General features: G+C 49.5%; 21 protein-coding genes. 10 read left to right on the forward strand and 11 right to left on the reverse strand.

Annotation, left to right across the window (positions count from 1 at the left end; all coding sequences use genetic code 11):
• Window positions 1-23: 23 nt before the first annotated feature.
• From H6F93_RS27435 to gnd, 3 genes are all read right to left on the reverse strand, one after another.
• Complete coding sequence (locus tag H6F93_RS27435) at window positions 24-2,297, reverse strand: tetratricopeptide repeat protein (RefSeq protein WP_190687845.1); 2,274 nt, start codon at window positions 2,295-2,297, stop codon at window positions 24-26.
• A gap of 40 nt (window positions 2,298-2,337) precedes the next feature.
• Window positions 2,338-3,639 carry a calcium-binding protein gene (locus H6F93_RS27440; protein ID WP_190687848.1) on the reverse strand — a complete coding sequence of 434 codons (1,302 nt, stop codon included), beginning with the start codon at window positions 3,637-3,639 and terminating at the stop codon, window positions 2,338-2,340.
• Between the two features lie 815 nt (window positions 3,640-4,454).
• Window positions 4,455-5,861, reverse strand: coding sequence for an NADP-dependent phosphogluconate dehydrogenase (gnd, locus tag H6F93_RS27445; RefSeq protein ID WP_190687851.1), 1,407 nt, complete (start codon window positions 5,859-5,861; stop codon window positions 4,455-4,457).
• A 313-nt stretch (window positions 5,862-6,174) separates the two neighbouring features.
• On the opposite strand from gnd, the gene H6F93_RS27450 reads away from it, so the two are divergent.
• Both H6F93_RS27450 and H6F93_RS35955 read left to right on the forward strand, forming a co-directional pair.
• Window positions 6,175-6,474, forward strand: a complete 300-nt coding sequence (locus H6F93_RS27450; protein WP_190687854.1) for a small RNA NsiR4-regulated ssr1528 family protein — start codon at window positions 6,175-6,177, stop codon at window positions 6,472-6,474.
• 23 nt (window positions 6,475-6,497) lie between these two features.
• Window positions 6,498-6,707, forward strand: coding sequence for a DUF3253 domain-containing protein (locus H6F93_RS35955; protein WP_524538029.1), 210 nt, complete (start codon window positions 6,498-6,500; stop codon window positions 6,705-6,707).
• Window positions 6,708-6,893: 186 nt separating this feature from the next.
• On the opposite strand, the gene H6F93_RS27460 is transcribed toward H6F93_RS35955, so the two are convergent.
• Both H6F93_RS27460 and H6F93_RS27465 read right to left on the reverse strand, forming a co-directional pair.
• Window positions 6,894-7,475, reverse strand: coding sequence for a hypothetical protein (locus H6F93_RS27460; RefSeq protein WP_190641315.1), 582 nt, complete (start codon window positions 7,473-7,475; stop codon window positions 6,894-6,896).
• Between the two features lie 667 nt (window positions 7,476-8,142).
• The gene (locus H6F93_RS27465; protein WP_190641314.1) at window positions 8,143-8,583 is read right to left on the reverse strand and encodes a Tery_1686 family protein; all 441 of its coding nucleotides are present in this window, start codon (window positions 8,581-8,583) and stop codon (window positions 8,143-8,145) included.
• A 212-nt stretch (window positions 8,584-8,795) separates the two neighbouring features.
• Here H6F93_RS27465 and H6F93_RS27470 point away from each other — a divergent pair, with 212 nt between their 5' ends.
• The 5 genes from H6F93_RS27470 to ychF all read left to right on the forward strand — a co-directional run bounded on the left by H6F93_RS27470 (window position 8,796) and on the right by ychF (window position 11,544).
• Window positions 8,796-9,212 (forward strand): histidine kinase, encoded by a 417-nt coding sequence (locus tag H6F93_RS27470; protein ID WP_190687857.1) that lies wholly within the window; start codon window positions 8,796-8,798, stop codon window positions 9,210-9,212.
• Window positions 9,213-9,331: 119 nt separating this feature from the next.
• A complete protein-coding gene (locus H6F93_RS27475) occupies window positions 9,332-9,529 on the forward strand; it encodes a hypothetical protein (RefSeq protein WP_190687860.1) in 198 nt (65 codons plus the stop codon).
• A 51-nt stretch (window positions 9,530-9,580) separates the two neighbouring features.
• Window positions 9,581-9,922 (forward strand): hypothetical protein, encoded by a 342-nt coding sequence (locus tag H6F93_RS27480; protein ID WP_190687863.1) that lies wholly within the window; start codon window positions 9,581-9,583, stop codon window positions 9,920-9,922.
• Window positions 9,923-10,113: 191 nt separating this feature from the next.
• Window positions 10,114-10,407, forward strand: a complete 294-nt coding sequence (locus H6F93_RS27485) for a gamma-aminobutyric acid A receptor, epsilon-like protein (protein WP_190641311.1) — start codon at window positions 10,114-10,116, stop codon at window positions 10,405-10,407.
• Between the two features lie 45 nt (window positions 10,408-10,452).
• Window positions 10,453-11,544 (forward strand): redox-regulated ATPase YchF, encoded by a 1,092-nt coding sequence (gene ychF / locus H6F93_RS27490; protein WP_190687866.1) that lies wholly within the window; start codon window positions 10,453-10,455, stop codon window positions 11,542-11,544.
• Between the two features lie 26 nt (window positions 11,545-11,570).
• Here ychF and H6F93_RS27495 read toward each other — a convergent pair whose 3' ends face one another.
• Together H6F93_RS27495 and H6F93_RS27500 are read right to left on the reverse strand one after the other, a co-directional pair.
• Entirely contained in the window at window positions 11,571-12,173 is a 603-nt protein-coding gene (locus H6F93_RS27495; protein WP_190687869.1) for a hypothetical protein, read from the reverse strand.
• A 129-nt stretch (window positions 12,174-12,302) separates the two neighbouring features.
• Complete coding sequence (locus tag H6F93_RS27500) at window positions 12,303-13,682, reverse strand: DUF697 domain-containing protein (RefSeq protein WP_190687872.1); 1,380 nt, start codon at window positions 13,680-13,682, stop codon at window positions 12,303-12,305.
• Window positions 13,683-13,911: 229 nt separating this feature from the next.
• On the opposite strand from H6F93_RS27500, the gene H6F93_RS27505 reads away from it, so the two are divergent.
• Both H6F93_RS27505 and H6F93_RS27510 read left to right on the forward strand, forming a co-directional pair.
• On the forward strand, window positions 13,912-14,910 hold the full coding sequence (locus H6F93_RS27505; RefSeq protein ID WP_190687875.1) for an RsmB/NOP family class I SAM-dependent RNA methyltransferase: 999 nt from the start codon (window positions 13,912-13,914) through the stop codon (window positions 14,908-14,910).
• Window positions 14,911-15,255: 345 nt separating this feature from the next.
• The gene (locus H6F93_RS27510) at window positions 15,256-16,122 is read left to right on the forward strand and encodes a DUF1206 domain-containing protein (RefSeq protein ID WP_190687878.1); all 867 of its coding nucleotides are present in this window, start codon (window positions 15,256-15,258) and stop codon (window positions 16,120-16,122) included.
• Between the two features lie 41 nt (window positions 16,123-16,163).
• Here H6F93_RS27510 and truB read toward each other — a convergent pair whose 3' ends face one another.
• From truB to H6F93_RS27525, 3 genes are read right to left on the reverse strand one after another with little or no spacing between them, the layout of a single operon-like run.
• Entirely contained in the window at window positions 16,164-17,108 is a 945-nt protein-coding gene (truB, locus tag H6F93_RS27515; protein ID WP_190687881.1) for a tRNA pseudouridine(55) synthase TruB, read from the reverse strand.
• 11 nt (window positions 17,109-17,119) lie between these two features.
• Window positions 17,120-18,250 carry an aldo/keto reductase gene (locus H6F93_RS27520; RefSeq protein ID WP_190687885.1) on the reverse strand — a complete coding sequence of 377 codons (1,131 nt, stop codon included), beginning with the start codon at window positions 18,248-18,250 and terminating at the stop codon, window positions 17,120-17,122.
• Window positions 18,251-18,278: 28 nt separating this feature from the next.
• Entirely contained in the window at window positions 18,279-18,782 is a 504-nt protein-coding gene (locus H6F93_RS27525; protein WP_190641303.1) for a bifunctional nuclease family protein, read from the reverse strand.
• Window positions 18,783-19,322: 540 nt separating this feature from the next.
• Between H6F93_RS27525 and ribE the strand changes: the two genes are divergently transcribed.
• On the forward strand, window positions 19,323-20,072 hold the full coding sequence (gene ribE / locus H6F93_RS27530) for a riboflavin synthase (protein ID WP_199314067.1): 750 nt from the start codon (window positions 19,323-19,325) through the stop codon (window positions 20,070-20,072).
• A 97-nt stretch (window positions 20,073-20,169) separates the two neighbouring features.
• Here ribE and folK read toward each other — a convergent pair whose 3' ends face one another.
• Window positions 20,170-20,691, reverse strand: a complete 522-nt coding sequence (folK, locus tag H6F93_RS27535; RefSeq protein WP_190687889.1) for a 2-amino-4-hydroxy-6-hydroxymethyldihydropteridine diphosphokinase — start codon at window positions 20,689-20,691, stop codon at window positions 20,170-20,172.
• Between the last annotated feature and the right edge of the window lie 6 nt (window positions 20,692-20,697).

Here is a 20,697-nt window from a genome sequence, read left to right on the forward strand (position 1 = left end):
GCACGGGTTCAATTCAAATTCAGTCAAATTCGGAGTGAAATAGGGTTTAAATCTATTCGTTTTAACAGGCTTTGGAGCGCATCAAGCCCCACCAAAACATCTTCCGTTAAAGGGTTTTGATACATCAATTCACGCAAGGGTTGACAGGCAAATCCTTCACCTGGCAAATAATAATGCTCTAGCCGAAGGTGTTGGCTGATCACCCAGTAATAATGTCTGATGTAATGGGGTGAAACAAGTTCCACAATTCTGGTGCCGGAGCGACAAAATATCAGATTGGTTAAGCCGCTACCGTGGGGAGCAATAATTACTTTTGCCGCAGCAAATAAAGCAATTTGCTGTTGAAAGGAAAGTGATTCTAGCGTGATTACAGCAAACCCATATTGCTCTAGCAGGTGAATCACTTCTGTCTCATTCAAGACGTTCCGATATCGAGCTTTAGAACGACTGATATAAACTCGTTCAGGATATTCAAAAGATTTGTTAAGATGACCCGTATCAGATATTGTTGCAGAATTTTGGGGCAAAAATTCGCGTCTTAAAAAATCGACTGCCCATGTTTGTACCCAGCCCAGATGTCCGGCAAAAGAAGGAACAATTAACCACTCTGCTTCAAGGTGAGGATGGTAATCGCTCTCTAACACCTTCTCTAACGGAATCCCTAATTGAGTGAGCGTCTCTTTTTGGAAGGGCTGCTGATAGCTATTCACCAAAAAATAATCGATTTCATCCCAGGTAATGCCATTTTGACGAAGTAGTTCCAGACGCGGTAAAACATCTACCATCCAGTGAAAGTAAACGTGTCCCGAAAGCCCCGATAAAACAGCAACCTTTCCCTGAATTTGCTCCAGCGGCGGAAATTCATTCAGATCAAACACGCGATGGTGAGTTTGAGCATACTGGCATCCGGGTAGCTGTCCTGGATATTCGCGAGAAAGGTCTGCTTGCAGGCAATTGTCAGACGTGAAAATGGCGATCGCATTGCAAACTTGCCAATAATTTTTCTGGGGTGCAATCCAGGCACGACCTCGGGCAATTTTTGCAACAGGAAGGGGAGCAGGGTCAGGGGCAATCGCCTCCTGGCTACTCAAGGTGTGAATTCCTTTGCCCAAGTGAATTGGTTCGAAGGAGCCAAAAGTTTGAGTGAGACAGGGGGGGCAGTTGAGTCCGAGGCAGGGGGGGGGGGGGGGGGGTTGGGAGTTGGAGGCTAGAGGGTTTGGAACTTCTAGTTGGGTTGTTGCTGAAGCTTTGCAGTTCCCTAAACCCTGGCGATAGTGGGCGATCGCTTCCTCCAATCGCTGCTGTTTGACCAAGCAGTCTGCTAGCCGCAGATGCAGAATGGGGTTTTGTGGCTCAAGTTGAAGGGCTTGATGGTAATAGGTTTCGGCTTGCTGGTAGATACCACTACCGCCGTACTCCGTTAGCGCATTTGCCAGATGCAGGTAGGTTTGCTGGAGGTAAGTCAGAACAGTTGGGTCGTCAGGCTGATGCTGAAGCGCCGTGAGAAACCGACCGCAGGCGACTTTTGCTTGCGTCAAGGAGTCTGTTTCCGTCAGGGTAGCGACTCGCTGACAAAACGATTCCACAAAAATTTGTTGGAGGGCGATCGCCCGCTGCCAGCACAGCATTGCCTCATTGAACTTGCCCAATCTCAATAGCACTGAACCCCAGTTGCCATACACCTCTGACTGGTCGGGCTGAAGTTGGATGGTTTGCTGAAAACAGCTAACCGCAGCGGCGTATTGTCCCTGCCGTTGCCAAAGTTTCCCCAGTTCGTAATGCGCTACAGCTAAGTCAGGCTGTAGTGAAATTGCACTTTGATAAGCAGCGATCGCCCGATTCACCTGCCCCTGAGCCACAAATACCTGACCTAAGCAGCAGTAAAATTCTGCTGAGGCAGAATGGCTCAAATTTCCAGCCAGTACCTGCTGGCAAGTTTGAATAGCTTCATCCAACTGTCCCTGCTGGATGAGTGCCTGACCTAGATTCAGGTAAGCCTTCAGAGAAAGCTGATTCCAATTATTCTCAGAATCATTCTCAGACTCTTGCAGCAAGATGGTCTGGCGGTAATAGGCGATCGCCGCCTCAGTTTGTCCCTGTTCATCCAGCGCTACTGCCAAGTTGTAATGAGCGCTGGCATGGCTAGGGCACAAAGCGATCGCTTGTCGATAACTGGCGATCGCTCCTGGCAGATCTTCCTGCTGATGCAGAACATGACCCAGGTTGTAATGTAACTGGTGCAGTTGCAGTTGCAATGCTAAAGCTCTCTGGTAGCTAGACCGACCGATGAGGGACAAAAGCTTTCATCCCTCATCCTCCATTCCTTATCCTTTCCAACTAAAAAATCTCAAAGGCAGAAGCACTGAGATTAAGGTTGCTCTGCAATTGGAATAGTGCAACGCTCTGACCATTGCCAGAGTAGTAATACACGAGACCAGTGCTTTGTTCGTAAATCACTCTGGCACGAACCTCTGACTGACCGAGCGGGGAGGTTGTTACCGAGTTAATATTTTGAACAATAGTGAAATCTTCTGCGCTTAATTGCCCTGTCCCAAGGTTGGCTCCTGGCAACAACGAGCGACTCATCTCAATTGTGTCTTCGCCAGGGGTAAAGTCCAGAATTCGGTCTAGCTGCCCATTACCTGTTGAGTCTTCACCCAAGCGGAACGTATCTCTGCCAGCACCACCCGTCAGCACGTCTGCGCCTGCGTCGCCGGAGAGCAAATCATCACCACCGTCACCAGAGAGGCGATCGCTGCCATCGCCACCAAAGAGGCGATCATTACCATCGACTCCACTATCTCCTCGCCGGGAGACATCTCCAAAAATTACGTCGTCTCCAGCACCACCGACAACAGCATCCCTGCCACTGCCACCATAGAGGCGATCGTTGCCATCTTCTCCGGCAACGGTGTCGTTTCCGGCATCTCCGAAGGCAATGTCATCTCCAATACCGCCTAACAGGCGGTCGTTGCCTACGCCGCCATAGATTTGGTCGTTGCCAGAGCTCCCCATTGCCAGATCGTTACCAGCATCTCCAAAGATAATGTCGTTGCCATTATCCCCATAGATGCGATCGCTTTCGCTGCCACCATAGAGGCGATCGTTGCCGTCCCCGCCGCGCAAACGATCCACACCTTGGTCACCCAACATTACGTCATCGGCAGCACCACCTATGAGTAGATCATTGTCTCTGCCCCCATAGAGGCGATCGTTGCCTGCCTCGCCGCGCAGAGCATCTGCACCTTGTTCGCCAAAGAGTTCATCATTATCGGCGCCACCAAAGAGCAAGTCGCCTTCGCTGCCTCCATAAGCTCGGTCAGTCCCCGACTCCCCATAGACAACGTCTCTACCTCTGCCGCCGGAGAGGAGATCACTGCCACGCCCCCCTAGGAGCCTGTCGTTGTTGGCACCGCCTTCTAAAGTGTCGTTTCCATCAACGCCCCGGAGGATAAACCGATCTGTATTACTTCGGGAAACTGTTCGAATGCTGTCATTGCTATTGCTCCCAAAAGCAATAATCGGGCCTTCGGGAGAAGGTCTTCTCAAGACAATGGCTCGACTACTGATTGCCCTTAGCCCGAAAAAAACAGGTGTAGGTGGCGTACCACCAGGTGGCTGAACAACGACTTCCGACATCAGGACTCCTCTATCAAACTGGGTGGTAGATTGTTTGCACGTTCAAACTTTTTAGCTACGCAGTTGCAACCATACAAGAAATCGACCCTGAGTTTCTAAAAATTCTATCTTTGGAGGTAGTAGATGTGATTGCAGTCTTCTTCTTATACCACATTTCATTCAAACAGACTCTTGTCTTTCTTTCAACAAGAGTGAATCAGCGCAATGCTTTTAGACTTTTCCTGAATGTAAAAACAGCTTGAATCCTAAGTAGGTTAAGACGGATTAGTCAAATATTTCTGAACACAGACTTTAGCCAGCAGTTCAGTAGATTTCGTTGTAAAAAATTGCAGTTACTCTGAATACTAAATGGATGATACACATCATTTTGGTCTGTGTTTTGTAGCTATCTTACAGAACCGTTTGGAATGGTCTGCATCAGAGCGACGCTTTTTCAGCGCTTGATATTAAGGCTGCTTGAACAGATTCAAACATTTTGGCTGCAAGCTGCTGCTTGACCTTAATGTTATACACCTCTGGTAGCAGGTTGAATCGCTGAGTTGCGCAAGGGGATCAAAATTCTGAGCAAAATCAAGACTTAAGCTGATCGCTTCCAGTTGCTCAAAAGACTGACGAATCGAAGATTGAAGGGAATGCACAAGGGAAGGAAAAGCTCTTTTTAAAGATTCTGTGAATTTTCGGATATCACTCCGGAACGGACATAATTCACAGAGCGATCGCCAGAACTTGCAGTGGTATAAATCCCCTAAATGCAATTAGGACAAAAAATGGGGCAGGGTGAAACCCTGCCCCATGCATGATAGATAAATCGAGCTTTAGAACCAATCTGCGTGGAATACTCCAGGCTTGTCGGTACGCTCGTAAGTATGAGCACCGAAGTAGTCACGCTGAGCCTGAGTCAAGTTTTGGGGAAGGCGATCGCGCCGATAGCTATCAAAGTAGTCCAGCGATGCGCTAAAGGCAGGAACCGGAACTCCTAGCTTAGCCGCAACAGCCAGCACCTCTCGCCAAGCCTCCTGACGATCGAGAATCGTTTGAACGAACTCAGGTGCGAGCAGCAGGTTAGCAAGCTGTGGGTTCTCATCGTAGGCATGTTTGATCTTGCCCAAGAAGCGTGCCCGAATAATGCAACCAGCCTTCCAAATTCGCGCCGTTTCACCCAGGTCGATGCCGTAGTTAAACTCTTGGGAGGCTTTGCCGATCAGTGCCATGCCCTGAGCGTAGGAGCAAATCTTAGAGCAGTAGAGCGCATCCCGAATTTTATTGATGAAGCTCTGGGTATCGCCGTCATATTTGCCCGTTGGGCCCGATAGCTGCTTAGAAGCTTCTATCCGCTCTTGTTTGTAGGACGACATGATACGCGCATTGACTGCCGCCGTGATCGTGGGAATACTCACGCCTAATTCTAGAGCGCTAACGACAGTCCAGCGTCCTGTGCCTTTTTGCCCTGCTGCGTCCATGATTACGTCTACCAGGGGCATCCCGGTATCCGGGTCGAGTTTCTTGAAAATGTTAGCGGTAATTTCGATTAAAAAAGAGTCGAGTTCATCGGTGGTGTTCCACTCAGCAAACACCTCCTGAAGCTGGTTGTGGTCAAGCCCCAGCGTGTTTCTCAAGAGGTCATAGGCCTCTGCAATCAGCTGCATATCACCATATTCAATGCCGTTATGCACCATTTTGACGTAGTGCCCTGAACCACCTGGCCCGATGTAGGTCACGCAAGGGCCATCGTCTACTTGAGCGGCAATTTTGGTGACGATTGGCTCGATCGCCTCATACGCAGCGCGTGTGCCACCGGGCATCAGGCTAGGGCCATTGAGTGCGCCTTCTTCACCACCGCTGACTCCCATGCCGATAAATTGTAGACCCGTTGATTCCAGGTTTTTAACTCGACGTTCGGTGTCCTCATAGAGAGAGTTGCCACCGTCAATAATCATGTCGTCCTGCTCTAGCAGGGGTTTGAGTTGCTCGATCACTGCATCGACAGGGCCACCCGCCTTCACCATGACGAGAATTCGGCGGGGACGCTCTAGGGATTGAACGAATTCTTCTAACGAATAGGTAGCTACGACGTTCTTGCCCTGAGCGCGTTCTGCCATAAACGTGTTTGTTTTTTCGGGTGAACGGTTGTATACCGTAATCGGAAACCCATTGCGCTCGACGTTAAGCGCCAGGTTTTCACCCATCACTGCTAAGCCAATTAAACCAAAACTCTGTGCCATAAGACTCTCTGCTTGCTTGTGATAGCGCTGGGGACTTCATCCCCTTCAGAGTAGTCAACTTTTTGGAGAACCAAGGCTCAGCAAAGATTTTCTTTATGCCTCTCAGGCTGTTTTCATATTCATTCTGCATGGATCATTTCTTAAGCATGAATGGGGGCGCGGCTTAGCTGCGCCCCCATTCATGCTTAAGGTGTATTCAAGGCGTGTTCCGTGTAGAAAGCGCCTTCAAATAATCGAATCAGTATCACAGGGGCGATTGCCCCCTGGTAAAATGCCTGCGTACACTTTGAAGCGCATTCCCAAACGGACTCCTATGGCTGCTGAAGTAAATCCTAATCAAACAACGGGTGCAGATGCTATCGATGTAGCGATCGCCAGCGGAAACGATTTTGATGGCTCACCCATTCCCCAAGCTAAGCTAGACCTCTATCACAAGGTGATGGGACTGGAAGCAGGGCGGCAGCGCAGCGGCGTTTCAAATACGATGCGATCGCGCATTGTCCGCATTGGAGCCAAGCACATTTCCCAAGCAGAACTCGATCAAATGCTGGTCGCAGCTGACTTTGCGCCATTAAAGGAAAAAGAAATCGCCTTTTACTATGGCGGCAAATAAAAGCTAATTTCTCTAAAGAGCTAATTTCTCAAAGAGACGCTGAAAAAAGCTTTTGCCCTTCTGAAGTTGTCAGTTTAGGCATGGAATGGCGATCGCGCATGGAGACAGTCCTCCAAGTCAGCACAGAGCTAGTTGAGTCAGGGAACTTATGGCGCTATAGCAAGGTCAGCCCGTACATCTGCTTAGCGCCAAAGAACCCATTCACTTCAAACTCAAACCTAATACCGATTTAAACGGATTCCGCGACACATCAATTTCTGTAAGGGCGCACTGCGGTGCGCCCCTACCCACATCTGCAACATCTGCAAATCAAGTTTGTATAAGAACTAGCACTGTTGAAAGCTTTAACGATTGCAACAATGACTTTTGAATGTGAAAGTAAGCTTTCACATTCAAAAGTATCTCCATTAAGCGGGGTGCTACTGGAAGCTGAAGCTAAAATCGTTCAGCGTCAGTTGCCCATCGAAGGCATAAAACGTGATCCGGTGAATGTTTGCCGCCTTCAAGCTAAGCTGCACATTCGGCGGAACGTCGGACCCCGACCCTGCCAGATTTGCCCCCGGAGTTTCTGCCTGAGCAACGGGCTGATTGTTGGCATCAAAAGCGGCTAGCACCGTGCGGCGAGAGCTGGTGACAAACCCACTGACAAATCGAACCGGGCAGCGGAAAGTCGCCTCAACCCAGCCGTTTTTGGGTGAACCAATCAACACCTTGGAACCAGAACGAGATGGAAAAGCTGGATTAGAGGGATGCAGAGCGATCGCATTTGAGAATTCGACCCCATGCTCCTGGAACTGCTGATCAACGACCTCAAAACAGTCCAGTTCCTCCAAATCAAGATGAATACAAGCTGGCGTAGCATTAGCTAACTCAGATGGAGAAAAATCTACATCTTGTAGCGGCAAGCCCACCCGATCTGGCACTTCAGCGAAATCGACTTGGGGTTGACGTATTGCACCTTCTTGCGCGTATTCAGTCTGAAATCTCAATTGCTCTGCCATAGAGTCCCCCTAGAATGGCTGTACTTGCTAGGTCATTAGCCGCCAAAATTACCGCTAGGACACGTCGCCTAGGAGAATGAACTCCTAAACGTGCAATTCTTCATGGAAACTTTCGTCAGGTAGAGCCTGTACTTAATAATTCTGTGAAGTCAATGGCTCATCCGGAAAGTTTGAATGAATTTTTTTTGACTGCGGTAAATGCTTCCCCGGTTAGTCGGCTGAAGCACGGTAGATAATGCCTAGCCCACTTTGCATTGCTTTACTTGCACTGCATTCTTGCGTTTCGTTTAACTGTCGCACCCTAACAAACTCACACCCTAATCTTTATGGGGATTGCACCCACGTCCCCAGTGACTCCCATCAACCCATTTAAGCCAGAGATGAACCCATAGGTGAACGCTTAACTCACACCAACCTGCAAGGACTCAAACGGGGCGATCGCTTAATTCAGGAACAAAGTCAAGAGTTGTGAAATTATCCTTATCAGAACTTTAACTTTAGTAAAGCAGAATTCACAGGTTTTTCACAACCATTATGTTGGACACTTCGTCTTCTGTCAGCACTTCTGCAACACAAATTAGGAAAACACACACTGTCTGCCTCATCTTGCCTACTTTTCTCCCTGCAACACAAATTATCGGAAAAGAACAATTTTTCAAATAGCTGCTTACCCCTCAAGCTTTTCTTCAGCCTGATTAAACAACTCAAGAATCTGCCGACAAAGCCGCTTAAACTGCTCTCCAGTCTCGGTCGAGGGACAGCTTACGCCGACAAAGCACCAATCCTGAATGGTGGAAAACTGCCACTGCTTGCCTTGATGGTCAAACCCAGCCGCCTCAACGCCGATCGCCCGGTACGAGTTGGTCAGCAAATCGGCATGAAACCGGATCTGGAGCAAAATACTGCGGCTTTGAAACAATCGGCTCCTGCCTGGAAAGTGAAAGCCAATGTCGATCGAGTCAGGATCAATCAGCTCACGGGTATCCGGGTCATTTGCCCAAGGCTTCAAGTCAGCCCTCACATCTGGGAACTCTGCCTTAAACAAATTCACGACCGTTGCGATCTGGGTAGCAACTTCAAAATTTATTGCTTGCTCGGCAGCGTTCACTCGCGATGCTCCTAAACTGTGCTGGTGGGAATGTGGGAAAAAGAACAGCAAATTCAGCCCATCACTGTAGCAATCCTAAATAGGTTATGAGCGCACCCCGATGGGGTGCGCTCACAACCCGATCGTCTTAAAACAATTAATTTAGGACTGCTATATCTAGATAGTAATAAGAAAAATTAATCGAGGATTAACCTGATTAATCCAGGAGGCAAATGGCTACTATTCCTTGTCACATCGTTGTAGAGGACAACCCGGCAATTATTTATGCCAGTCGAAATGGTTCCCCTGCCAAAGTTTTGCCAATTCTGAACCGATTCCTGGAGAAATTTTGGCAAGAAAGAGACATTTCCGGAGAATATTCTGATACTCCAGAATGTCTAGTTGCTCAAATCGTCGTGCGGTTTGGGTTTGAAATTTGTGAAGACGACTTCTCAAACCTGCGCATCGGACTGAGCTTCAAGCCAGATGTGGAATATCTCTACCAGGTTTTGCTTGACCAAACCGTGCGGGTTTGGGTGCCGACGGACACCTATTCGCAAGACCCAAACTCGGGACTAGCAGGCTGCCAGGAATGGACGGGTGATGGACAACTTTACAGCGGACTCTCTATCCAGGGGAACTCAATTTGATTTTTGAAAAGTGCTCACTTAACAGAACGTATGTTTTTCAAGAATTAAACTTTAAGAATTCAACAGGAACGCGATTGAATGACTAGAGTAGGGAGGGGGAGTAGCATTGAGGTCTACCCATGAGACAGATCAGTAAAACGAAACGGCTTGAATCAGCTTTAGAAGACTACAAGCGCTGGCAGTGGTTATCTACGATCCATTGTCCAGATGCTACTGACCAGGTTTTTCTAAAAATCGGTATTGAGCAAGGACTGTGGTTTCAAGTGCAGATATCGGAGCAACTCTACTTGCGCGAGTTTAGAGATGTAGCGTTTTAGGGCAATCGCCCTTTGCCTGGCTAAGATTGTGCAGTAGCGTTATCACGGGCAATGCGGCTTCTACTCAAACTTATTGGATTAGCACTGCTGCTAGTCGGGATTTACTTTCTGGGGCAAAATATCATTTTCACTACGCAAACAGCCCCCTATTGGTGGCGTGATATCTCTGCTGCAGGTTCAGTCTTAGCAGTCACTAGTGGAGTTGTAGCGCTGCTTTTCTTTAACAGAAGTGCGGGTGGCTTAGGTTGGGTTTTGGTTGGGCTAGGAATTCTGCTAGTCTTCGTCAGCGGTGGCGTTGTCCTGAAACCGACTAGCTTATGGACTTTTTTCCTGGCGTTTGTCTCCCTTGTTGCTGGGCTACAACTAATTACAACTGGCAGATTGCGTTTCTAATACCAATTCCAAAAAATAGGGCTACAGATGAAAGGGCACCCCGCTCGGTGGGGTGCCCTTTCATCTGTAGCCCTTTTCTAGTGAAATGCTATAAATCGACCTTTTGAATTTGCCATTTGCATTCTTTGGGAGGAGGTAAAGGAGGCGATCGCTTCCTACCCTAAAGAGGCTGAGTAATAAAACAAACTGCCTTGATTTATCCCACTCCAACTCCTGACCCCGGACCTCAAATCCCTGGAACAGAGCCACTTCCCCCTTCACCAATTCCTGACCCCAACCCACTGCCGCCGATCCCAGAACCGTCCCCTACACCCAGCCCGGTTCCTGGACCAGTCCCAGAACCAATCCCTAGCCCAGTCCCCGAGCCCATTCCCACTCCAATTCCGCAACCAATTCCGGCTCCGGTGCCCGAACCGATTCCTACGCCAGTTCCACAGCCAATTCCGACTCCAATTCCACAGCCAGCAGTACCCGATCCGGTCTAAAACCTGTAAAACTGGACTTTGGACTTATGATTCTTCAACAACGACATGCTAAGAGCCGGGATCGTCGGACTACCCAATGTAGGCAAATCTACTTTATTTAACGCTCTGGTTGCGAATGCCAAGGCGCAAGCGGCTAACTTCCCGTTCTGTACGATTGAGCCGAATGTCGGCGTGGTTGCAGTGCCAGACGAACGTCTACAGGTCTTAGCCAAAATCTCCGAATCGGCTGAAATCGTACCCACGCGGGTAGAGTTTGTAGACATTGCAGGATTGGTTAAGGGAGCCAGTAAAGGCGAGGGACTGGGCAACCAGTTTCTTGCCAACATCCGTGAAGTGGATGCGATCGTCCATGTCGTTCGTTGCTTTGAAAATGATGACATCATCCACGTTTCTGGCTCAATTGATCCGCTCCGCGACATTGAGGTAATTAATTTAGAACTGGCGCTAGCCGATCTATCGCAAATTGAGCGGCGAATCGAGCGCACGCGCAAGTCAGCCCGTTCTAGCAAAGAAGGTCAGGCAGAACTGGAAATGTTAGAAAGACTGGCAACAGCCCTGAATGAAGGAAAATCTGCCCGTCAGGTGCCGCTCAACGAAGAGGAAGAAATCTGGGTCAAGCCGCTAGGCTTGCTGACGGGCAAACCGATCATCTACGCGGCTAACGTCTCTGAAGACGATTTAGCAGAGGGAAATGGCTGGGTTGACCAGGTGCGGAATTTGGCAGTGCAGGAGAATGCCCAGGTGGTAGTTGTCTCTGCTCAAGTTGAGGCAGAGTTAGTCGAATTACCCGAAGAAGAAAGGGCAGATTTCCTTGGCTCTCTCGGCGTTGAGGAAGGGGGCTTAAAGTCGCTGATTCGTGCTACTTACGAACTGCTGGGACTGCGGACTTATTTCACCACCGGGCCAAAGGAAACTCGCGCCTGGACAATTCAGGCGGGAATGTTTGCACCCCAGGCAGCCGGAGTAATTCACTCAGACTTTGAGCGGGGCTTTATTCGGGCTGAAACGGTTGCTTACAAAGACCTTGTGACCAATGGCTCAATGACCGCTGCCAAGGAAAAAGGGCTGGTTCGCAGTGAGGGCAAAGAGTATGTGGTCCAGGAAGGCGATGTGCTGCTGTTCCGGTTCAACGTTTAGGGGCTAAGTCGCCATTCACCTGAGCGTTAGTTAGCAGGGGTTGGGTTAGCAGGGATAATTTGACGAGGCAGAGAATTGTTGGATTGACCATTTGACTGAGCGGGAGCCTGCTCCCCAGATTCAGCAGCGTCCGTTTGGCAGGTTGCTGGATCGACGCGGTAGTCGCCTCGCTCAAGTCCTCGTGTCCCGTAAGCTTGTAGGTTGTGTTGGATCAGGTCACACTCAACATCGGCGAGACGAGTTTCGGCTGAACGGGTTTGGCGCTCAAGCCGAACTTGCTCAGTCTTCATCGTTTTAATGGATTGCTGAAGCCGCTGCTGTTCTGCTCGCAGATCTGCCAGGGTCGTGACCAGGGAGGAGTCATCACTATTTCCCTGAATGTTGGCTTCCAGATCAGTCATGCGTTGCTCTAGCTGATCTAGTCGCTCTCTGGTACTGCGAATTCCTGTCAGAGCAGCCGGATTGGTAATGTCATAGCCGTGAATAATCAGTGTGACGGCTCCGGTTGTAATCACTGAAATTAAAGCCGCGACCCATACCGCAATCGATAGCGTATTGGCAGTAAGGTTTCTGCCGTAGTTATCAAGATTTTTGCTGTAATCCTGGGATCGATCTTGATGTTGCTCCATGTGATTCTTCCCCTGAAGTTAGAGCGTGGCTTTTGCAAGTACTAGTTGCATTTCTTAGGTCTGTGCAACCTTAACTTTCGTGACTTTAGCTTCTGCGCTTGTTGACTGATTTAAGCCTGAGCAAGTGCCCTACTGTCCTAATTCTCGGCGCAATCGATGAACAACGCTATCTGGCTCTATCTGTTCGAGGATGTCTTGAATGACGGTGTTAGCTCCTAGCGGTCCCCAAGTGCAGCCTTGCTCCAGGTAAACTTGAGCAGCTTTGCCAACTCGGTAAGAGCCATAGCCTGCTAAGGTTGCCTGGGCGATCGCCGCTCCTGTATAAGCCGCAAATCCTGAAATGCTATCAAACCCGCTGGCAACGGCTGCACCACTCTTGCCCACACCCAGCAACAAACCGCTGCCCAATTCGCCTAGCAGCAGTCCGCCTGAACTCCAGACAATCGTATTCCACAGTTTACCTGCTTCGTAGCGAGTCATCGGCAACCCATACAGCCGCGCTAGCGATCGGATCATGACTAAATCAGTTGCAGCACCACCCAACACATCCAGGAAGGCAATTGGATTGATGGCGATCGCAATGGACTTCCACCGGGTAAATTGCCAGATCAAGTCTTCGGCTTCCGCCTGATGCAGCTTTAGAGTTTTGTGGGCGATCGCCTCCTCTGACTCTCTCGCCTGTCGCAACGCATTCAGAGCAAGCAGCGATTTCCCATCTCGGTTCAAAATCTCTAGCAGCTTTTGCTTCAGCTCATCCACCTGGAACGGTGGGGCTTCCCATTCATGGGTGACGCGCCCGTCTTCCCATTCCACCCGCACTTCTACCGGTGCAGGATCAGCAGCGACCATCACAATGTCGTCCGGGGAAAGAATCGGACGATACCGGTCTCCGCTACTAGCAAAAAGGGTTTGCAGCTTTTCGTAAATAGTTTGGCGATCGCGGTCTGGATAAAGATCAGTCTTGTTAAACACCAAAATCAGCGGCTTATGCGCCTGCTGCAATTCCATCAGCGCCCGATATTCGGTGCGAGTCATGTCACCCGCAATCACAAATAGAATCAGGTCAGCCTGTTGCGCCACCTCTCGCGCCAAGGTAGCCCGTGCCTGTCCGCCAATTTCGTCTAGTCCAGGTGTGTCAATCAGTTCTACCTGAAAGGGTTCACCTGCGACCGAAGGCGACCAGTAAACAGAACGCGCCCACTGCGTCACACCATTGAGCGGTCCCGTTTGCAGTAATTTTTGCCCAACCAAGGCATTCAACACCGCCGACTTGCCCCGACTCACCAACCCAAACACCGCCACCCGAAAAACACTGTGATTAAGCTTATCGAGCGCTGTAGAAATGTGGTCTAAGTCTGCCTTAATTGCAGCCTGAAGCTCAATGCTGCCCCCACCTCGCTTGGGCACCCGCAAAAACTGAGTATATTGATTTAGCGCCTGCCGCAAACTAACTCGGGCGCGATTAAAGTGAGAATCTTGCGGTCTGACTTTGGCCAAACCGGACTGCACATTTGCTGTGTGTGATTTGGGTGAGGTGCTCAAGGTAAGGCAAGAGAGTTTGGTTCTATTTTCGCTTATTCGGGATGTTAGTGCGAGTGGTAATGGGGGTGAGAAGGTAGAGATCCCCGTCTTTGCAAGAACAATCAGCCTGACCCATATCCTAGAATAAGTGACAAAACTAAGGGGTTAAAGTCAGCCCGGTTTAGATTTAGTTAATTATCAATTCTTCGTTATTTTTTTGGAAAAGCCATCTAATCTTTTACTCAAGTTCAGTCGGCGGCTATTCTCAGATTTATCAGAGCAAGAACGTTTTATTGAAGCTTTGATGCAGCCGCAGCCCGATTATTCCTGCATTTTGTGGTGTCGCGATCGCACAGAAGTGCCCTTTGCGATCGCCCCTCCCCTCTCTTGGCAACCCACCTTTGTCGATCGCCTTTCTGCTACTGAGAAACCAGGAAAACATCCCCTGCACGAGCAAGGATATTATTATTGCTTGGACTTTTCTTCAGTCTTCGCCGCCTCTTCACTTTTAGCCATTCCTCAGGTAGAAACTCAGTTAGGAACTCAGCCAATACAACTCGTCATTGACATGTGTGCTGCACCCGGTGGCAAAAGCCTCTTTGCGTTAAGAACCTTGCAGCCTGAAAGTCTAATCAGTAATGAAGTCATTGGCAAAAGAATCGGCGCACTAGTTTCCAACCTAAAGCGCTGTTCCGTTTCAGGAGCCTTTAGCCAACACACTGCGGAGAAACTGGTGGTTAGCCTTGACTCAAAGATTCTCGCTGAGAAAATTCCTAAAACTGCTGATGTCGTGATTGTGGATGCGCCTTGCACCGGTCAATCTTTGCTTGCTAAAGGTGAAAAAGCGCCTGGATGCTTTCATCCAGTCAACATCAACAAAAACGCAAATCGGCAAAAAAGAATTTTAGCTAATTCTGCTCAGCTTGTTGCGCCTCAAGGCTATTTAGCCTACATGACTTGCGCCTATTCACCTGAAGAAAATGAGCAGGTCAGCGAGTGGCTTTTGCAAAAGTTTCCCCAATTCCAGCCCATAACAATTTCTCATTTACAGAACTTTCAATCCCACTTATCAGAACTTCCCTGCTACCGGATGTTTCCTCAGGCTGGATTAGGAGCAGGGGCCTTTACCGTTCTGTTCCAAAACACTGAAATAGGCGAAAAGCAAACTGTCTCTTCTGATTTTTTAGAACAGTTCAAACGCTACAGAATGAGTTGAAATTAGAAGTTCAGAAAAGCCAAAAACTAATTCTACTTGTTCTTAGTTCTACTGAAGTAGCGGTAATCAGTGAGGGCAAAGCATTCGGTCATAATCTCTGCAACCTAGTTAACCTCTCCACTAGATACTTCACCCATAACATGACAATGACTTTTCTTTACGCAACGGATTTTGTATCACCTATTCAAGCAGAAAATACAAATACAAAAGTCATGCACGTGTTTATTTAATTTCTTCCTTTTGCACTTTAAATTCCTAATTTTCCCCCTACTTCTGGCTCTAGGTAGATGCATCGTCTAGGCGATTTGAGCCACAGTACTGCTTGCAGGACTTCACCTTGAGCTAATGACACAGCCATCTTTTAACTCCTCTGATTCTTCGGACTGGATTGAGCGGTTTGCTCGGTTTGGCTTTGCCGCAAAAGGAGTCGTCTATGCCGTCGTCGGCATCTTGGCGGCTCAAGCGGCTTTTAGCACAGGGGGCAGAACGACCGACACCCAGGGTGCACTGCAGTCAATTGTGAAGCAACCATTTGGGCAAATTCTGCTCGTCATCATCGCAATTGGTCTGGCAGGATATGTTCTGTGGCGATTGGTTCAAGCAGTTCTTGACCCAGAGGGCATTGGTACAGACGCTAAAGGAATTGCTCAACGGTTGGGCTATGCAACCACTAGCGTAATTTACGCAGGACTAGCATTTTCTGCAATCAAGCTTGCTTCGGGGGCAGCGGCGGGCAGCAGTGACGGTGGTAACTCGTCAGCTCAAGACTGGACAGCCCGAATTCTTTCTCAACCGTTTGGGCAATGGCTGGTTGGTTTGGGAGGTGCATTTGTAATCGGTCTGGGCTTTTACTTCTTCTATGAAGCATTTAGCGCCAAGTTTTGTAAGGAACTCAAAATTAGGGAAATGAGCCAGGCTGAACGCAAAGCCGCAACCTGGTTTGGCAGAGTTGGCATTACTTCCAGAGGCATTGTTTACACCATTATTGGTCTTTTCCTGATAGTGGCAGCACGCCAATCCAACCCAGAGCAAGCAAGGGGAGTTGGGGGTGCATTAGGAGCACTAGCAGAGCAGCCCTACGGACCCTGGCTATTGGGAGTCGTTGCCCTCGGTCTCATTCTTTATGGAATCTACATGGGTCTGTATGCCAAGTACCGTTGCATTAGCGCCCCTAATCTTGAGCGCGAAGCTAAAGTGAGACTTAATCGATAGAAGAAGGATAGGTGAGAGCAAGCGATCGCCACCCCTCCTACTTATCCTTCTGGGACAAGGACTACTTGGGCAGACAGAATTAGTCCATTCTTCGGTGCGCTATCTTCTACCTCAGCAGCGTTTGACTGAATATCTTCTGGCTCGACAAGCTGACCTATTCCTAGAAAAAAACCATTTTCATGACGCACCCGACAAGCTGGTGCTGGGAAAAGCCCAGTCCGCTCTAGGCGAATTCGCTGTCCTTGACACCAGCGCTTACCCTCCGGTGCAGACAGGTTGACAATAGGCAAATGCTCTAAAGCGAGTTCAGGCAAAATAGGACAAAAAGTGTCCTGCTGAATTTGCTCAGATAGCTGGTCGAGGGTAAGGCTATCCGTCAAGAGAAAGCCACTGCTGGCAGTGCGAGTCAGGGACGCAAGCGTGCCACCACTATTTAAGCAATCGCCCAGGTCACGAGCGATCGCCCGTATATAAGTCCCTGCACCACAGGCGATCGCCACCTCCAGCTCAGGAAAATCGCCTGCTCGCCAATCCAGCACATCCATTTGAAACACTTCAACAGTGCGGATGGGAGCCTCTACTGCTTCGCCTGAACGAGCCAATTCATACAACCGCTTTCCCTGCACCTGAATCGCGCTGTAGCTGGGCGGAATTTGTTGAATCTTTCCCTGAAACTGGGGTAACGCCTGCTTGACTTGATCCAGGGTGAGAGTTGGTGAGGGCACTGCCGTAAGAATTTCGCCTTCCAGGTCATCGGTAGTTGTCTTCACGCCAAAGCGAACTGTGGCGCGATAGGCTTTGCCTCCAGGCAAAAATTGCAGCAGACGGGTAGCCCTTCCCAGAGCGATCGGCAAAACGCCTGTAGCTGCCGGATCGAGAGTGCCACCGTGCCCGACTCGCTTGAGCTTCAGTAAGCGCCGCACTTTTGCAACGCAGTCGTGGGAAGTTAGACCCGCAGGTTTGTTTAAATTTAGAAATCCGTCCATACCTTACGCTATCACTCCCCCCAGAGCCGCCGTCCTGATTTTCCTTTTAGCCGCTCATGGGCATCTCGCAGCAGTGTGGGAATGTCAAGCTGTTCTGGACAGCGAGGTAAGCAGTCGCCGCAGTCAGTACAGCGATCGCCCCTCCTTCCCGGAAACCAATGCCCCGCATTCTCAAACATGCCATAACGGTATTGCCCAAAAGCAGTCATATCGTAGCTGACAGCCAGATTGCGTAAGCGCAACACTTCAGGAATATTGATCGCTTCGGGGCAGGGCAGGCAAGCATAACACTGACTACAGCGATCGCTTCCTAAAACCTGAACCTGATGAGCTTGCAGCCGTTCTAAAGCTTCTACTTCTGACGCAGTGAGTGAGTCGTCTCGATCGCTGACTGCTAGCGGCTCGTCTAACTCTGTCGGATTTGCCGGACCTACACTGAGGGTCGTAATGCGGCGATCGCTCAACAAAAACCGATAGTTCAGCTCCAGCGGCGAGAAGGGATGGCACAGTTCTGAGAGCATTGGCGGCGGGGTATAGAGCATTCCACCTTTGTCAGCTGGCGAAATGATGAAGATGCCCATATCCTTCTGGCTGGCAAGTTCCAAAGCGGGAGCATTGCGCTGAAAGAAGTAGTTGTAATGGAGGCAGACAAACTCGAATTGGTCAGTGGCGATCGCCCTCAAAATCACCTCTAGCGGTGCGTGGGTCGAGAAGCCAACGTGACGCACCTTACCGGTGGCGATCGCCCGTTCCACAGGCTTCATGCAGCCGTCTGGAGCCTGCACCCAGGCGAGATGTTCCTCTGTGTTTAAGCCATGAATAGCAAGGCAGTCTAGATAATCCGTGCCCAGAGCAGTGAGGCTGTCATCAATGCTGCGTTCCACCGCGGCCGGGTCGGCAGTTGGAGGAATTTTGCTGGTGATGTGAACTTGAGTGCGAGGAATTTCCAGATCGACCAGCGCCTTTCCTAAAAACTGTTCACTTTTGCCGTAGCCTCTAGCGGTTTCTAAGTGATTGATTCCCAACTTGAGCGATCGCTCAACCGTCAAACGAGCATTCTCCTCAGAAGCCAAATAGCGCATGGTTCCCAAGGAGAAAATCGAGATATTCAGATTTGTTTTGCCAAAGCGACGATAGCGCATTAAACTGAGGCGGCTGTGTCAGATCATTCTAAGCTTCGCCGCTGCTGTATCGCCCTCTTTGGGTGAAGTCTTCTGGACGCAGGTTAGAGAGAAAATCGCGAAAGGCAAGCCGTTCGGCTTCGTCTGCATCTCGATCAACTGGAATCGAGGCATCTGCAACGACTTCTTCCATGACCCAAATTGGGCTTTTGGTACGCAGGGCAACAGCGATCGCGTCACTGGGACGAGCGTCGATCTCTTTCTTATTCTCCCCTTGCCGCACCGTTAAGATGGCGTAAAAGGTATTGTCCTGCAAAGAGTGAATCACCACTCGCTCCAAAGCCATGTCCCACTCTTCTAGGAGATTAACAATCAGGTCGTGGGTTAAAGGACGGGGCGGAGCCTGATTTTCTAACGCGTTGATAATTGCCCTTGCCTGGTCCTGCCCGATGTAGATAGGGAGCTGGCGACGGTCTGAAGCATCCCTTAAAAGCACAATAGGGCTACGGGTTGCTGCATCCAGGGCAATTCCAGCGACTTTCATTTCAATCATTGGCTTAGCCTCTAGAATCCATTGAGCAAGGACGATTCAACTCAAACAGATAAACTGGGGTTAGTGAATCCATAATGACAGATAGACGTAACATTTAGGCTGACAAAGGGCGTGAGGTTATAGCTAGACACTTACCGTTATATCCTTTGCGGTCAAAATTATCAGAGCTGAGATGAGTATTTTCACTCAACTCTTAAAAGTGTCCAGGTTCAAACACCTGCTTCTCCCTGTACAAGTTCCGGCGTATAAGTTTTACTGAACTCCAGTATGCCCTGATCTTGCCCTGATCCGTAGCCAAAAACCTGAATCTTTGACTAAAAAGATCACGATGCAAGCGAGTAAAATCTGCTCTCAGGACAGGCTTCTAGCCTAACTTCAAGCAAACCTGCAGATGGACTGCTAACTGGAGAAACAATGGAGATGCCTGCCTGTCGGGATCTCAGCAGCTAGTCTAAATTGACCCCAACACCAAGTTTCAGGATCAAGAGCTTGAAATCAGGACGGCTAAGGTGAAAAGGATTTGAAGTTAGTTCAATTTTTTTGCAAATTCTTTACGATCGCAAACTAAACCTAAACGGACGTAAAACCGTGTTTACAGGACTAATCCAGACAACAGGAACGATTCACTCTCTAGGGGACGACCAGCTACAAATCTCCTGCGGTACGACTGCACCAGAGTGGTTTTTGACAGATTTGGCGATTGGCGACAGCATCTCGGTCGATGGCGTGTGCCTTACCGTAACCCGAATTTTGCCAAACGGGTTTATCGCCACTGCTTCCCCTGAAACGCTGTACCGCACTACGTTAGGACAGCGAGAAGGCGATGATTACGTCAACCTAGAAGCCTCTTTGCAGGTCGGCAGTAAGCTAGGCGGACATTTTGTTACCGGACATGTAGACGGAGTAGGTTATCTGCAAGCATCGGTGCAAACGGCGAACTCCTGGGAAATGAGCTTTGCGGTCACTGATCCGCGAGTGGCTCGCTACATCGTCACCAAGGGCAGCATTGCCGTGAATGGGGTAAGCCTAACCGTTGCAGACTGCAATTCAGAGGGCACCTGGTTTAAGGTGGCAGTGATTCCACTGACTTATGCTGAAACAAATCTGCGTCACCTCAAGCTGAATGCTCTCGTCAATCTAGAAGGCGACGTGCTAGGTAAATATGTGGAAAAGTTTTTGCGGTTAGGGGGAGATCAAACAGGAAAGGCGATCGCCGACCTGGAAACTCTGATTCAACCTGCCAATGATGGAGTGAGTTCGGCGTTTCTCGCAGAACATGGATATCTTTGAGGTCATCTACTCTCCCATTAAAAGATTAGGGATGCCCCCGCGACGTGGGGGCATCCCTAATCTTTTAGTCCCTAATCTTTAACCGGGAAGGGAGTAATCAGTCGTGAGCCAAGACAATTTCCTTGACTCCTGAGCAGTCCACCTGCTGAAGTAACTCGGCGATCGCTTTCCCAGATACGGGTTCAACCCAATCGGCAGCAATTTCGGCAAGCGGTACCAGCACAAATGCCCGTTGATTCATGCGCGGATGCGGAATTTGTAGACCAGGCTGCTGCAAAATCTGGTCGTCAAACAAGAGCAAATCAAGGTCAAGCGATCGCGGACCCCAACGTTCTCGTCGGACTCGCCCAAACTTTGCTTCAATCTGCAGCAGGGTACTCAGCAAGTCCTGTGGCTCCAGAGTTGTTGCAAGCAGCGCACAGGCATTCAACACATCGGGTTGCGGTGGTCCAACTGCAACCGTGCGGTAACAGTGTGACGTTGCTTGTAGAACAATGCCCGGTGTGTGATCAAGAATATCCAGAGCAGATTTGAGGATGGCAGGAGAGTCACCGACATTGCTACCGAGGGCGATCGCCACCCGCTTAACCTGTTTGCCCAAGTGTTCGCTTGCCTCCATCACCCA

Source organism: Leptolyngbya sp. FACHB-671, from assembly GCF_014695745.1.
GTDB lineage: Bacteria > Cyanobacteriota > Cyanobacteriia > Elainellales > Elainellaceae > JAAUTN01.